Here is a 13,729-nt window from a genome sequence, read left to right as displayed (position 1 = left end):
ATCCTGGCGAGCGTGATCGCGATGGCGCGCGAACAGCATGCGACGCTGCTCGTGAAGGGCGTCGACGGCGAGCGTGGCCGCCTCGGCCGCCTCGCGGGCTTCTTCGCGCTTCTTGTCGAGTTCGTTGCGCTCGGTGGTGTCGGAGAAGCTGCACAGCAGCGCAGCCATCATCGGCACCTTCAGCCTAAAGGGAAAGAAATGAGCCTCGTCAATGTCTCCCAGACGCCTGAGCGCGCATTGATCACGGTCGACACGAACGCTATGAACGGCAGCACCGGGGCTGAAGGTGAGATCAGCAAGATGGTCCTACTACCCCACAGCAATATCGTCCTTGCGGGGCGGGGCATGAGTTTCGTTCTCAGCGTAGCGTTTGCGCAGGCGATGCTTGCGTGGCCGGCTGACTTCGAGACCATCGAGAAGCTGTTGCCGGCGACCATGACCTGGTCAATCGATCACCTCAGGGCCAACGCCGAGCAGCACTTCCCGAACAGGCGAATCGACCAAGACGACCACTTCAACGTGGCCGACCAAAATCTGGTGATGGTGGGCTATTCGCCGAGCCGCGGGCGCATGGCAACGGTGGTGTTCAGCACCTCTCGCAACACTGAAAGAGTCTCGTCCTACGAACTGGCCGAGTGTGACGCTTCGCTTTCGCCCTGGTCAGAGGATTGGGACGATGGGTTTGATCCATCCACGCCAGAGCTGATGCGTGCCATCGCGACCATCCAGATGGAGCGAACGAAGGACATTGCAGCGGCTAATGCCATCGGCGGCCGGCTGCTGCTGTGCGAGCTCACGAAGGACGAGGCGAGGTTCTCGAGCCTGGGCGACCTGTATCCGGCGGCTCCTGAAGGGCGCTAGAAGCGACACCAATCGGCGAAGGGCACCGCGCTTGTGACGGGCTGAGCATTGTTCAAGTACAGCGTCCAGGTGAGCGCGCGTTGCTCGCCATTCAGCACTTGAAAATTGTCGTGATCGACTTCCAAAATGAACTCGGGAAAGTGCCCAGGCTCAGGGTCGTACTTCTGGGATTGTCCAGGGTGGAGGATGAAGCGAGCTCCGTTGCTTAAGGGGTCGCCAAAGGAAAGCCGAACGAACTCTCCTCCTTCGCGGAGGTTCACCATTTGCACCATCTGGCGATACAAGGGGTGAAGCTGGGCGAGATTCTGTCCGGCATACCGCGAATCACGAAAAACAGAGGCCGGCACATCGACGTTCAGCCACCATTTCTCCATCGTGACGTTACCGACGTTCGTGATTGAGACTCGGAGACTGTACCGATGAAGATCCGCCGCAATCCCGTGGTTCTGCGTGCGAACAACTACTTCAGCAACGGGGCGTGTGTCACGCGACATCAAGTCGCGAATGCGGAAGTCTTCGAGCGGTCTGGTGGTGACTCCAACGCGCTGGTAGTAGCGCAGATCGCCGACCAAGGTCTGATGCGCTGTACCCGCGGCCTTGATGTCTATGACAAATACCCGGCCACCTGGCACAGCAATCTCTTCGATGTCGAAGTCGTGGAAACGCGGGCTAGCGTGGTCGTGAATCGTGGAGCTAAGCCACTCACGGGTGATGGTTCCGTCGATCACAGGCGCCAGACCTTCAGCGGCCGCGATGCCATCTACAGGGCGACTTTCGGCAATGCCGTAAATGATTCGTCCGCCGTCAGCATTTGCGAACCCAGTCACGTCCTTGACGAGTTCGGCGCGTTGATTGTTCTGACGGCCAAGCGCATCGCCGCGCTTGAACTCAAGGTAGAGCGATTCTTGCGTGTGGTCATCGATCAGACGCTGAATATCTGCTGCGTTCAAGGTGCCTCCCGAACAAGAACCCTCAGCACCCCTGGTTGCTTGCCAACGATGTGGGGCTTATTGATGGGTAGAAAAGAAAAACGGGGCGCAAGGCCCCGTATTCATTACTTCTCTGGCGGAGCAGGCGGGATTCGAACCCGCGGAGGGCTATTAACCCTCACACGCTTTCCAGGCGTGCGACTTAAACCGCTCATCCACCGCTCCTGAGCCCACGATTGTAGCGCGGGTTTTCAGCCGTTTTCAGGTCGGGCCAGAGCTTTTACCGGTTTGGATCATGCGCATGGCCGACGAGATCAGCGCGGCCGTCTCGGTCATGTTGCTCGGCACGATGAGCGTGGTCTTGGAGTCGGCGGCCACCTTGCCGTAGGCATCGACGGCGCGCTCGGCCACCTTCAGCTGCACGGCCTGTTCGCCGCCCGGCTGGCGGATGGCGGCGGCCACGCGCTCGATGGCGTCTGCCGTGGCAGTGGCCACGGCCGTGATGGCAGCGGCTTCACCTTGCGCGTTGTTGATCTGCGCCTGCTTCTCGCCCTCGGAACGCGCAATGAAGGCTTCGCGTTCGCCGGTGGCGATGTTGATCTGTTCCTGGCGACGGCCTTCCGAGGCGGCGATGAGCGCGCGCTTGCCGCGTTCGGCGGTGATCTGCGCCTGCATGGCCAAGAGGATTTCCTTGGGCGGCGTCAGGTCCTTGATTTCGTAGCGCAGCACCTTCACGCCCCAGTTGAGCGCGGCCTCGTCGATCGCGGCCACCACCTGGGCGTTGATGACGTCGCGCTCTTCGAAGGTCTTGTCGAGCTCGAGCTTGCCGATCACGCTGCGCAGCGAGGTCTGTGCGAGCTGGGTCACGGCCACGATGTAGTTCGAGGAGCCGTAGCTGGCGCGCATCGGGTCGGTCACCTGGAAGTACAGGATGCCGTCGACCTGCAGCTGCGTGTTGTCGCGCGTGATGCAGATCTGGCTGGGCACGTCGAGCGGGATTTCCTTCAGGCTGTGCTTGTAGGCCACGCGGTCGATGAACGGGATCAGGAAGTTCGGGCCGGGCGTCATGGTGCCGTGGTACTTGCCCAGGCGCTCGCGCACCCATGCGTTCTGCTGCGGCACGAACTTGACCGACTGGCTGATGAAGATGATCGCGATGACCAGGATGATGAGAGGAACTGAAAATTCCATGGTGTTGCTTCCTTTTCGAATGCGTTTTTCTGACTGACCGATTGAACTGCTAGATCTTGTCGACCACGAGGCGACTGCCGACCACCTCGACCACGCGATGTTCGCCGGTGGAGGGCGCATGGCCCGCGCGCAGCACGACGGTCCATTGCGAGCCGCGGTAGCGCACGGTGGCGGTGCCGTCGAGGTTCCAGGCATCGACGTACACGCTCTCGCCGATGTCCAGGTTGAGGTCGCGGTTGGCCTCGCTGGAGGGCTCGGCAGGGCGGTTGCGGCGGATCAGGTACCAGGTCACGACCGCGCCCACGCCGACCACGGCGGCCACCAGCAGCTGCGTGACGAGGCTGAAGCCCAGGTGCGCGGCGATGGCTGCGGCGGCGAAGCCGGCGGCCAGCAGCAGCAGGTACACCGTGCCGGACAACAACTCGGCCACGATGGCCGCGCCTGCGATCAACCACCAGAAGGTGGGATTTCCCATGGCAACTCCTCTCTTCTTTTGTTACTTGGACCTTCGCCATTCTGCGGCATGGCGCGCCATGCGCCTGTGTCGCGTAGGGATATGGCGCCCGCTGGGGCTGCTCGGGCCGGCGTGCCCTGCGGGGCTTGCAGGCGCCCGACGCAATCCGTCATCCGAATTCCGTACACTTCGCGCCTCGCTCATTGCCTGTCTGACTGCCTGTCCGGAGCCCCGCTCATGAAATTTCGCTTTCCCATCGTCATCATCGACGAGGACTTCCGCTCCGAAAACACTTCGGGCCTCGGCATCCGCGCGCTCGCGCAGGCCTTCGAAAGTGAGGGCTTCGAGGTGCTGGGCGTCACGAGCTACGGCGACCTGAGCCAGTTCGCGCAGCAGCAAAGCCGCGCCAGCGCCTTCATCCTGTCGATCGACGACGAAGAGTTCTCGGTCGGCCCCGACCTCGACCCGGCCGTGCTGAGCCTGCGCAGCTTCATCGGCGAGGTGCGTCGCAAGAACGCCGACGTGCCGATCTACATCTACGGCGAGACCAAGACCTCGCGCCACATCCCGAACGACATCCTGCGCGAGCTGCACGGCTTCATCCACATGTTCGAGGACACCCCCGAATTCGTGGCGCGCCACATCATCCGCGAGGCCAAGAGCTACCTGGAAGGCGTGCAGCCGCCGTTCTTCAAGGCGCTGATCGACTACGCCGAAGATGGCTCGTACTCGTGGCACTGCCCGGGCCACTCGGGCGGCGTGGCGTTCCTGAAGAGCCCGGTGGGCCAGATGTTCCACCAGTTCTTCGGCGAGAACATGCTGCGCGCCGACGTCTGCAACGCGGTGGAAGAACTGGGCCAACTGCTCGACCACACCGGCCCGGTGGCGGCCAGCGAGCGCAATGCGGCGCGCATCTTCAATGCCGACCACTGCTTCTTCGTGACCAACGGCACCAGCACCAGCAACAAGATGGTGTGGCACCACACGGTGGCGCCCGACGACGTGGTGGTGGTCGACCGCAACTGCCACAAGTCGATCCTGCACGCGATCATCATGACCGGCGCGATTCCGGTGTTCATGAAGCCCACGCGCAACCACTTCGGCATCATCGGCCCCATTCCGAAGAGCGAGTTCGAGCAGAGCGCCATCAAGGCCAAGATCAAGGCCAACCCGCTGCTGGCCGACGTGGACCCGAACAAGGTCAAGCCGCGCGTGATGACGCTCACGCAGTCGACCTACGACGGCGTGATCTACAACACCGAGACCATCAAGAACATGCTCGACGGCTACGTCGACACGCTGCACTTCGACGAAGCCTGGCTGCCGCACGCCGCCTTCCACCCGTTTTACGGCGCCTACCACGCGATGGGCAAGCGCCGCGTGCGCCCGAAGGAGTCGCTGGTGTTCGCCACGCAGTCCACGCACAAGCTGCTGGCCGGCATCAGCCAGGCGAGCCACGTGCTGGTGCAGGACTCGCAAAACCGTGCGCTGGACCGCGATCTCTTCAACGAGGCCTACCTGATGCACTCGTCGACCAGCCCGCAGTACGCGATCATCGCGAGCTGCGACGTGGCCGCCGCCATGATGGAGCCGCCCGGCGGCACCGCGCTGGTGGAAGAGAGCATCCTGGAAGCGCTCGACTTCCGCCGCGCCATGCGCAAGGTCGAGGAAGAGTTCGGCAAGGACGAGTGGTGGTTCAAGGTCTGGGGGCCCGAGAAGCTCGTCGACGAAGGCATCGGCCGTGCCGAAGACTGGATCATGCACGGCGAGAAGAACGGCAAGCCCAAGAGCAAGAAGTCGCCGCGCAACTGGCACGGCTTCGGCGAACTGGCCGACGGCTTCAACATGCTCGATCCGATCAAGTCGACCATCGTGACGCCGGGCCTGGACCTGGAAGGCAACTTTGCCGAGACCGGCATTCCCGCCAGCGTGGTGACCAAGTTCCTGGCCGAGCACGGCGTGATCGTGGAGAAGACGGGCCTCTATAGCTTCTTCATCATGTTCACCATCGGCATCACCAAGGGCCGCTGGAACACGCTGCTCACGGCGCTGCAGCAGTTCAAGGACGACTACGCGCGCAACCAGCCGATGTGGCGCATCCTGCCCGAGTTCTGCCAGCAGCACCCGGGCTACGAACGCCTGGGCCTGCGCGACCTGTGCCAGCACATCCACCAGCTGTACGCGCGCTACGACGTGGCTCGTCTCACGACCGAGATGTACCTGAGCGACCTCACGCCGGCCATGAAGCCCAGCGACGCCTTCGCCCACATCGCGCACCGCAAGACCGAGCGCGTGGAGATCGACGAGCTCGAAGGCCGCATCACCACCAGCCTGATCACGCCGTACCCGCCGGGCATTCCGCTGCTGATTCCGGGCGAAGTTTTCAACAAGAAGATCGTCGACTACCTGAAGTTCTCGCGCGAGTTCAACCTGCAGTGCCCGGGTTTCGAGACCGACATCCACGGCCTGGTGGCGCGCATCGACGAGACCGGCAAGAAGCGGTACTACGCGGACTGCGTGCGCAAGGCAAGCTGAGAGAGGAGCGTGCCCCGGTGAGGGGCACGGTCTGCGAAGGCGGGGCTAGCCTTCGCGCACGCGCATGAAGCGGGCGAATTTCGGCAACCCGCTCGGGTGCGTGCCGTTGTAGCGGTAGGTCACCAGGCTGCCGATCGGCGGCGGCTGGTCGCGCTCGGCGTCGGTCAGGCCGGTGCCGAGCCGGAAGCGCTGGCCGTCGGGCATCTCGACCATCAACGCGCCGAGCCGGCCGTGGTGCTTGCCCTTGCCGGGCAGGTGCGCGACCACGCGGGCCTCGGCGTCTTCGAAGGGCTTGACCTTGAGCAGGTCGTTGTTGCGCTCGCCGCGGTACATCGATGCGCCCCGGTGCAGCATCAGGCCTTCGCCGCCCATCTTCACGGTCTTGTCGAGCAGCGCCTGCAGGTCCTCGTGCGTGGTCGCCGGCTGTTGCGGCACGGCCACCACCCAGGGCGCGTCGGTGATCGGCAGCAGCTTGCGCAGCGCCGCGAGGCGGGTGTTGAAGTCCCCGCCCTGGGCCGGCAGATCGAACACCATGAAACGGATCTCGTGCCAGGCGGTGTCGCTGGGCGTCTGGCTGCGCACGGTGGACATCGTGTGGTTGAAGCGGCCACGCCCGGCCCACAGTTCGCCGTCGAGCGGCTGCTTGGGCAGCGAGGCGGTGAACCAGGCCGGTGCCATGACGGGCTCGCCGCCACGGGTCCAGAGCTTCTGGCCGTCCCAGTAGCCGCGCACGCCGTCGAACTTCTCGCTGACCCAGTAGCCCGCGAGCGACATGCCGGGGCGATACACCTCGGCCAGCATCAGGGCGGGCGCGGCGGCGCGCGCGAACGCGGCGCGACCCGAGAGGGCTGCGCCCAGTCCCGCAAGCAGGAGGAGGGAGCGTCGATTCAACACGGTGGCAGGCGCTGGGAGCCGAGAGGGGAAATTACTCCGCCATGCCTCCGACCACGTTGCTGAAGCCGCCGTCCACGTAGGTGATCTCGGCGGTCACGCCGCTGGCCAGGTCGCTCAGCAGGAAGGCGGCCACGTTGCCGACTTCCTCGATGGTCACGTTGCGGCGGATCGGCGAGGCGTCGGCCACGGCCGTGAGGATCTTGCTGAAGCTCTTGATGCCGCTGGCGGCGAGCGTCTTGATGGGGCCGGCGCTGATGCCGTTCACGCGCATGCCCTTCGGGCCGAGCGAGGCGGCGGTGTAGCGCACCGACGCCTCGAGCGAGGCCTTGGCCAGGCCCATGGTGTTGTAGTTGGGCAGCGCGCGCTCGGCACCCAGGTAGGTCAGCGTGAGCAGGGCCGACTTGTCGTTGAGGTAGGGCAGGGCCGCCTTGGCCATGGCCGGGAAGCTGTACGCACTGATGTCGTGCGCGATCTTGAAGCCTTCGCGCGAGAGGCCTTCCAGGAAGTCGCCGGCGATCGATTCGCGCGTGGCAAAGCCGATGCTGTGCACGAAGCCGTCGAATTTGGGCCAGGTCTGCGCGAGGTCGGTGAAGAGCTTGTCGATCTGCGCATCGTCGCCCACGTCGCAGTCGAAAATCAGTTTCGAGCCGAAGTCTGCGGCATATTCGGTGATACGGTCCTTGAATCGCTCGCCGACATAACTGAAGGCGAGTTCCGCGCCCTGGTCGTGACAGGCCTTGGCAATGCCATATGCAATGGAGCGATTGCTCAACACACCGGTGATCAACAGTTTCTTGCCGGAAAGAAAGCCCATGAAGTTGCCTCGTGAAAATCTTGGGCAGAATTCTCGCATGCGAGGTTGGCTGCTCTGGATGTTGGCGCTCCTGGCGCTGCCCTCGTGGGCGGCGCACGGGCTGGGCATGGGTTACGAGCCCAAGTACCCGGCGTCGTTCACGCATTTCGACTACGTGAACCCCAACGCGCCCAAGGGCGGCGACCTGACCCTGTCGGCCGCCGGCAGCTTCGACAAGCTCAACCCCTTCACCTTGCGCGGCGTGCCCCCGGTGGGTATGGGCTACAGCGCCAACGGCTTCGTGTTCTCCGAGTACGGCCTGCTCTTCGACTCGCTGACCACGCCGAGCGAGGACGAGCCCTTCTCGCAGTACGGCCTGCTGGCCGAAGACATCCAGCTCGCGCCCGACCGCTTGAGCGTCACGTTCCGGCTGAACCCCAAGGCGCGGTTTTCCGACGGCTCGCCGGTGCTGGCGAAGGACGTGAAGTACTCCTTCGATACCCTGCGCAGCAAGGCGGCCGGGCCGACCTTCCGCTCGTACTGGGCCGACATCAAGGAGGCCGTGGTGACGGGCGAGCGCACCATCCGCTTCGACTTCGTGCGCCAGAACGCCGAGCTGCACATGATCATCGGTGGGCTGCCGGTGTTCTCCAGCGCCTGGGGCAAGGGCAAGCCCTTCGACCAGATCGTGACCGAGGCGCCGATCGCGAGCGGGCCGTACGTGGTGGACAGGGTCGATTTCGGCAAGTTCATCTCGTACCGCCGGCGCCCGGACTACTGGGCCGCCAATCTGCCGGTGCGCAAGGGGATGTTCAACTACGATACGGTGTCGTACCAGTATTTCAAGGACTCGCTCGGCGAGGAAGAGTCGCTCAAGGCCGGCGCGCTCGACGCGATGGAAGAGCGCTCGATCATCGCGTGGGTGCGCCGCTACAAGGGCCGCCGCTTCGACTCCGGCGAGCTGGTCAAGGAAGAGATCGCGCATCGCCGCTTCACCGGCATGCAGGGCCTGGCGCCCAACCTGCGGCAGCCGCGCTTCGCCGACATGCGCGTGCGCAGGGCGCTGGCGCTGGCCTTCGACTTCGACTGGCTCAACGCCCACCTGTTCTATGGCCGCCGCGGGCGCACCCAGAGCTACTTCCAGAACAGCGACGACCTCATGGCCCAGCCCGAGGTCAGCCCCGAGGAGCAGGCGCTGATCGACAAGCTCAAGACCCGGCAACGCTACCTGGACAACACCAAGGGCGAGCTGCCGCGCCCCGACAGCAGCGGCGACACCGCTGAAGGCCTGCGGCGCAACCTCGTGAAGGCGCAGGAGCTGCTCAAGGAGGCCGGCTGGACCTACCGCGACGGCGCGCTGCGCGACAAGGCCGGCACGCCGTTCGTGATCACCATCGACATCGCCGACCGCAGCTCGGGCGTGGTGCTTGCGCCGTATGCGCGCAACCTCGGCAAGCTGGGCATCCGGCTCGACTACCGCCTGCGCGACCCGAGCCTGCTGAAGAAGAAGCTGGACGACTTCGATTTCGACATGGCCATCAGCCTCGTCGGTGGCTCGTCGAGCCCGGGCAACGAGCTGTATGACGACTTCGGCTCGAAATCGGCGAGCGAGAAGGGCAGCCAGAACCTGAGCGGCATCAGCGACCCGGTGGTCGACGAGATCGTCGAGGTGATCGTCAACAGCCACGACCGCGCCTCGCTCGCGGCGGCCGCGCGGCTGCTGGACCGCTACTTGCTCCACCAGCACTACATGACCCCGATGTACTACGGCAAGCAGTATTTCATTGCCCACAAGCGAAAGCTGCATCGCCCGGACGCGCCACTGCCGCAGCGCCTGCTGGCGGGGTCGGCGATGCTGACGATGTGGTGGATCGAGCCGAGCGCCAAGTAAGAGAACAAGAACACGCATGGCCGCCTACCTGATCCGACGCCTCCTGCTGATCGTTCCCACGCTGTTCGGCGTGCTGCTGCTCAACTTCGCCATCGTGCAGTTCGTGCCGGGCGGTCCGGCCGAGCAGCTGCTCTCGCAACTCACCAACAAGGAGAACCGCATCTCGGGCGGCCCCACCGGCCGCACGCTCGACGCCAAGCAGGTGGCCGAGATCAAGGCGCTCTACGGCTTCGACAAGCCGGCCCCCGAGCGCTTCTGGCAGATGCTCAAGCAGTTCGCCCGCTTCGACCTGGGCAAGAGCTTCTTCCAGAGCAAGGACGTATGGCAGCTCATCAAGGAGAAGCTGCCGGTGTCGATCAGCCTGGGGCTGTGGACCTTCTTCATCAGCTACCTCATCGCGGTGCCGCTGGGCGTGGCCAAGGCCGTGCGTGCGGGCTCGCGCTTCGACTTCTTCACGACGCTGTTGGTGCTCGTCGGCTACGCCATCCCGGGCTTCGTGCTGGGCGTGGCGCTGCTGGTGATCTTCGGCGGCCAGCTGCAGTGGTTCCCGCTGCGCGGGCTGACCTCGCCGAACTGGGAGTCGCTGAGCTGGGGTGCGCGCATCGTCGACTACCTGTGGCACATCACCTTGCCGGTGACCGCCATGGTGCTGGGCAGCTTCGCGATCACCGCGATGCTCACCAAGAACTCCTTCCTCGAGGAAATCCGCAAGCAGTACGTGCTGACGGCGCGCGCCAAGGGGCTGGCCGAGCGGCAGGTGCTGTGGAAGCACGTGTTCCGCAATGCGCTGATCCCGATCATCACGGGCTTTCCGACGGCGTTCATCGGCGCCTTCTTTTCGGGTGCGCTGCTGATCGAGACGCTGTTCTCGCTCGACGGCATGGGTCTGCTGAGCTACGAGAGCGTGCTGCGGCGCGACTACCCGGTGTTCCTGGGCACGCTCTATCTGTTCACGCTGATCGGGCTGGTGACCAAGCTCATCTCCGATCTTTGCTACGTCTGGGTCGATCCGAGGGTGAAGTTTGACTGAAGCCGCCGCCGTGTCCGTGAGCCCCGGGCGCCGTGCCTGGCGCCGTTTCCGCCGCAACCCGCTGGGGTTCTGGAGCCTGGTCGTCTTCTCGGCGCTGGTGGTGCTGAGCCTGTTCGCGGACGTGCTCTCCACCGACAAGCCGCTGGTGGTGCGCTACGAAGGCCAGACCTACTTCCCCGTGCTGCGCGACTATTCCGAGAAGACCTTCGGCGGCGACTTCGAAACGCCGGCCGACTACCTCGACCCCTTCATCGAGCAGCGCATCACGCAGGGCGACAACTGGGCGCTGTATGCGCCCAACCGCTACGGCCCGGCCACGCTCAACTATTTCGCGAAGCCGCCGAACCCCGCCGCGCCCTCGCACGCGAACCTGCTGGGCACCGACGAACGCGGGCGCGACCTGCTGGCCCAGCTGATCTACGGCTTTCGCGTGAGCGTGCTGTTCGCGCTGGCGCTCACGGTGGTCGGGGTGGTGCTGGGCATCGCGACCGGCGCCGTGCAGGGCTTCTTCGGCGGCAAGATCGACCTGACCTTCCAGCGCCTGATCGAGATCTGGAGCGCGATGCCCGAGCTGTACCTGCTGATCATCTTCAGCGCGATCTTCACGCCGAGCGTGTCGCTGCTCTTGATCCTGCTGAGCCTGTTCGGCTGGATGGGGCTGTCGGACTACGTGCGCGCGGAGTTCCTGCGCAACCGCCAGATGGACTACGTGCGCGCCGCGCGCGCTCTCGGCGTGGGCAACCTGCAGATCATGTGGCGCCACATCCTGCCCAACAGCATGGTGCCGGTCGTCACCTTCTTGCCGTTCCGCATGAGCGCGGCCATCCTCGCGCTGACTTCGCTCGACTTCCTTGGCCTGGGTGTTCCGCCCGGCACGCCGTCTCTCGGCGAACTGCTGAGCCAGGGCAAGGGGAACATCGATGCGTGGTGGATCTCGCTGTCCACCTTCTGCGTGCTGGTCGTCACGCTGATGCTGCTGACCTTCATGGGCGACGCGCTGCGCGATGCGCTCGACCCCCGCAAGGCCGACAAATGATGACGACACGCGACACGACGAAGAACCAGCCCTTGCTCGACGTGAAGGGGCTGCGCGTCGCCTTCGGCGGCAAGCCGGTGGTGCATGGCATCGACCTGCAGATCGCGGCGGGCGAAAAGCTCGCGCTGGTCGGCGAGTCGGGCTCGGGCAAGACCGTCACGGCGCTCTCGCTGCTGCGGCTGGTGCAGAACGCCGACCTTGACGGGGTGGCGACCCTGTCGGGGTCGCAGGCGCAGCGCGGTGCGCGCGACCTGCTGTCGATTCCGGAGCGTGAACTGCGCGGCATCCGCGGCAAGGAGATCGCGATGATCTTCCAGGAGCCGATGACCGCGCTCAATGCGCTGTACACCGTGGGCGACCAGATCGCCGAGGTGCTCGAGCTGCACGAGGGGCTGTCGGCCCGCGCCGCACAGGAGGCCGCCGTGCAGCTGCTGGCCGACACCGGCATTCCCGAACCGGCGCGGCGGGCGAGGTCGTATCCGCACCAGCTCTCGGGCGGGCAGCGCCAGCGCGCCATGATCGCGATGGCCCTGGCCTGCAAGCCGCGCCTGCTGCTGGCGGACGAGCCGACCACGGCGCTCGACGTCACGGTGCGCGCGCAGATCCTCGAGTTGCTGGCCGAGCTGCAGCGCAAGTACGGCATGGCCGTGCTGCTCATCACCCACGACCTGAACCTGGTGCGGCGTTTTGCCGACCGCGTGGCGGTGATGGAGCGCGGCCACATCGTCGAGCACGGCCCGGTGGGCACGGTGTTCGAGGCGCCGCAGCATGCCTACACCCGCAAGCTGATCGACAGCCATCCGGCGCGCGATGTGGCCGAAGCCGCCGCCGATGGCGCGGCGCCGCCGGTGCTGGAGGCCCGGGCGCTGCGCGTGAGCTATCCGGTGTCGCGCCCCGGCTTCGCGGGCTGGTTCCGCAAGGGCGAGTTCGTCGCCGTGCAGGGCGCCGATTTCCGGATCGCACCGGGCGAAACGCTGGGCGTGGTCGGTGAATCGGGCTCGGGCAAGTCGACACTGGCGCTGGCCGCGCTCGGCCTGCTCAAGCACCGGGGCGAACTGCAGGTGACGGGGAAGGGCTGGGCGGTGGACCGCGCCTCCGACCTCGCGCTGCGCCGCACGATGCAGGTGGTGTTCCAGGACCCGTTCTCGTCGCTCTCGCCGCGCATGACGGTGGAGCAGATCGTGGGCGAGGGGCTGCGCGTGCATGCGCCCGAACTCGACGCCGCGGCCCGCCGGGCGCGCGCGCTCACGGCGCTGGCCGACGTGGGGCTGGGCGAGGCGCAGTTTCCCGCGCTGCTCGACCGCTATCCGCACGAGTTCTCGGGCGGGCAACGCCAGCGGCTGGCGATCGCCCGGGCGCTGATCGTCGATCCGCGGCTGCTGGTGCTCGACGAGCCCACCAGCGCGCTCGACGTGACCATCCAGAAGCAGGTGCTCGGCCTGCTGCAGCGGCTGCAGCGCGAGCGGGGGCTGAGCTACCTCCTGATCACGCACGACGTCGAGGTGATCCGCGCCATGGCGCACCAGGTCATCGTGATGAAGGACGGCGCGATCCTCGAATCCGGGCCGGCCCTGCGCGTCCTCGACGCCCCCGAGCATCCCTACACACAGAAGCTGGTGGCTGCGGCGCTGCTGGAATAAAAAAACGGAGACGGGTAGAAATGTCGAATATCGGACACGACCGGCGCGGTGCCTGGCGCGCGGCGCTGGCCTGCATGGTCACGCTGGCGGTGGCCATGGGCCTGGGGCGCTTCGCCTTCACGCCCATGCTGCCCATCATGCTGAGCGAGGGAAAGCTCGAGCTGGCCGGCGGCGGTTTGCTGGCGTCTCTTAATTACCTGGGCTATTTCTTCGGCGCGGTCAGCTGCGCGGCCATCGGCATCAAGGCGCCGAGCATGGTGCGCGGCGGGTTGCTGGCCACGGCGGCCTTGCTGGTCGGCATGGGGCTGCTGCACAGCTTCGTCGGCTGGGGCGTGTTGCGCGCGGCGGCCGGGGTGATGAGCGCCTGGGTTTTCGTGTTTGCCTCGGGCTGGGGGCTGCGCCGGCTGGCCGAGACGAACGCGCCCACGCTGGCCGGCGTGATCTACACCGGGCCGGGCATCGGGATCGCCATGAC

12 protein-coding genes and 1 tRNA gene are annotated in these 13,729 nt (G+C 65.5%); 7 read left to right on the top strand and 6 right to left on the bottom strand.

Features of this window, described 5'->3' with window-relative positions:
• Positions 1-12: 12 nt before the first annotated feature.
• A complete protein-coding gene (locus AC07Y4_RS23230; RefSeq protein WP_487846884.1) occupies positions 13-861 on the top strand; it encodes a hypothetical protein in 849 nt (282 codons plus the stop codon).
• Here the strand turns inward: AC07Y4_RS23230 and AC07Y4_RS23225 are convergent.
• The 4 genes from AC07Y4_RS23225 to AC07Y4_RS23210 form a co-directional block, all read right to left on the bottom strand.
• Entirely contained in the window at positions 858-1,811 is a 954-nt protein-coding gene (locus AC07Y4_RS23225) for an AlbA family DNA-binding domain-containing protein (protein ID WP_487846885.1), read from the bottom strand. The genes AC07Y4_RS23230 and AC07Y4_RS23225 overlap by 4 nt on opposite strands.
• Before the next feature lie 113 nt (positions 1,812-1,924).
• Positions 1,925-2,015 (bottom strand) — tRNA-Ser (locus AC07Y4_RS23220).
• Between the two features lie 36 nt (positions 2,016-2,051).
• Entirely contained in the window at positions 2,052-2,981 is a 930-nt protein-coding gene (locus AC07Y4_RS23215; protein ID WP_093239542.1) for an SPFH domain-containing protein, read from the bottom strand.
• 49 nt (positions 2,982-3,030) lie between these two features.
• Positions 3,031-3,456, bottom strand: coding sequence for an NfeD family protein (locus AC07Y4_RS23210; protein ID WP_139701638.1), 426 nt, complete (start codon positions 3,454-3,456; stop codon positions 3,031-3,033).
• A 216-nt stretch (positions 3,457-3,672) separates the two neighbouring features.
• On the opposite strand from AC07Y4_RS23210, the gene AC07Y4_RS23205 reads away from it, so the two are divergent.
• Positions 3,673-5,970 (top strand): arginine/lysine/ornithine decarboxylase, encoded by a 2,298-nt coding sequence (locus tag AC07Y4_RS23205; protein ID WP_139701637.1) that lies wholly within the window; start codon positions 3,673-3,675, stop codon positions 5,968-5,970.
• Positions 5,971-6,015: 45 nt separating this feature from the next.
• Here AC07Y4_RS23205 and AC07Y4_RS23200 read toward each other — a convergent pair whose 3' ends face one another.
• Entirely contained in the window at positions 6,016-6,864 is an 849-nt protein-coding gene (locus AC07Y4_RS23200; protein ID WP_062479832.1) for a DNA ligase, read from the bottom strand.
• Positions 6,865-6,895: 31 nt separating this feature from the next.
• Positions 6,896-7,678, bottom strand: coding sequence for an enoyl-ACP reductase FabI (fabI, locus tag AC07Y4_RS23195; protein WP_095745393.1), 783 nt, complete (start codon positions 7,676-7,678; stop codon positions 6,896-6,898).
• Positions 7,679-7,715: 37 nt separating this feature from the next.
• Between fabI and AC07Y4_RS23190 the strand changes: the two genes are divergently transcribed.
• The 5 genes from AC07Y4_RS23190 to AC07Y4_RS23170 form a co-directional block, all read left to right on the top strand.
• A complete protein-coding gene (locus AC07Y4_RS23190; protein ID WP_487846886.1) occupies positions 7,716-9,548 on the top strand; it encodes an extracellular solute-binding protein in 1,833 nt (610 codons plus the stop codon).
• A gap of 16 nt (positions 9,549-9,564) precedes the next feature.
• Positions 9,565-10,578: a microcin C ABC transporter permease YejB gene (locus AC07Y4_RS23185; RefSeq protein ID WP_062479827.1), complete on the top strand. Its 1,014-nt coding sequence runs from the start codon at positions 9,565-9,567 to the stop codon at positions 10,576-10,578.
• Positions 10,571-11,614, top strand: coding sequence for an ABC transporter permease (locus tag AC07Y4_RS23180; RefSeq protein ID WP_495275184.1), 1,044 nt, complete (start codon positions 10,571-10,573; stop codon positions 11,612-11,614). The genes AC07Y4_RS23185 and AC07Y4_RS23180 overlap by 8 nt, the downstream gene beginning before the upstream one ends.
• Positions 11,614-13,254 (top strand): ABC transporter ATP-binding protein, encoded by a 1,641-nt coding sequence (locus AC07Y4_RS23175; protein WP_447744323.1) that lies wholly within the window; start codon positions 11,614-11,616, stop codon positions 13,252-13,254. The genes AC07Y4_RS23180 and AC07Y4_RS23175 overlap by 1 nt, the downstream gene beginning before the upstream one ends.
• Positions 13,255-13,274: 20 nt before the next feature.
• The coding region (locus tag AC07Y4_RS23170; protein ID WP_495275183.1) for a YbfB/YjiJ family MFS transporter at positions 13,275-13,729 on the top strand (455 nt) is incomplete at its 3' end.

Source organism: Variovorax sp. GW460-12-1-14-LB1 (genome assembly GCF_059423605.1).
Note: the sequence above shows the minus strand (reverse complement) of the source record. Positions and strands in the feature narration are given on the sequence as shown.

Excerpts from the sequence above, each read along its gene's own strand:
- AC07Y4_RS23215 (WP_093239542.1), bottom strand. The coding sequence starts at position 2,981 with ATGGAATTTTCAGTTCCTCTCATCATCCTGGTCATCGCGATCATCTTC.
- AC07Y4_RS23210 (WP_139701638.1), bottom strand. The coding sequence starts at position 3,456 with ATGGGAAATCCCACCTTCTGGTGGTTGATCGCAGGCGCGGCCATCGTG.
- AC07Y4_RS23205 (WP_139701637.1), top strand. The coding sequence starts at position 3,673 with ATGAAATTTCGCTTTCCCATCGTCATCATCGACGAGGACTTCCGCTCC.
- fabI (WP_095745393.1), bottom strand. The coding sequence starts at position 7,678 with ATGGGCTTTCTTTCCGGCAAGAAACTGTTGATCACCGGTGTGTTGAGC.
- AC07Y4_RS23190 (WP_487846886.1), top strand. The coding sequence starts at position 7,716 with ATGCGAGGTTGGCTGCTCTGGATGTTGGCGCTCCTGGCGCTGCCCTCG.
- AC07Y4_RS23185 (WP_062479827.1), top strand. The coding sequence starts at position 9,565 with ATGGCCGCCTACCTGATCCGACGCCTCCTGCTGATCGTTCCCACGCTG.
- AC07Y4_RS23175 (WP_447744323.1), top strand. The coding sequence starts at position 11,614 with ATGACGACACGCGACACGACGAAGAACCAGCCCTTGCTCGACGTGAAG.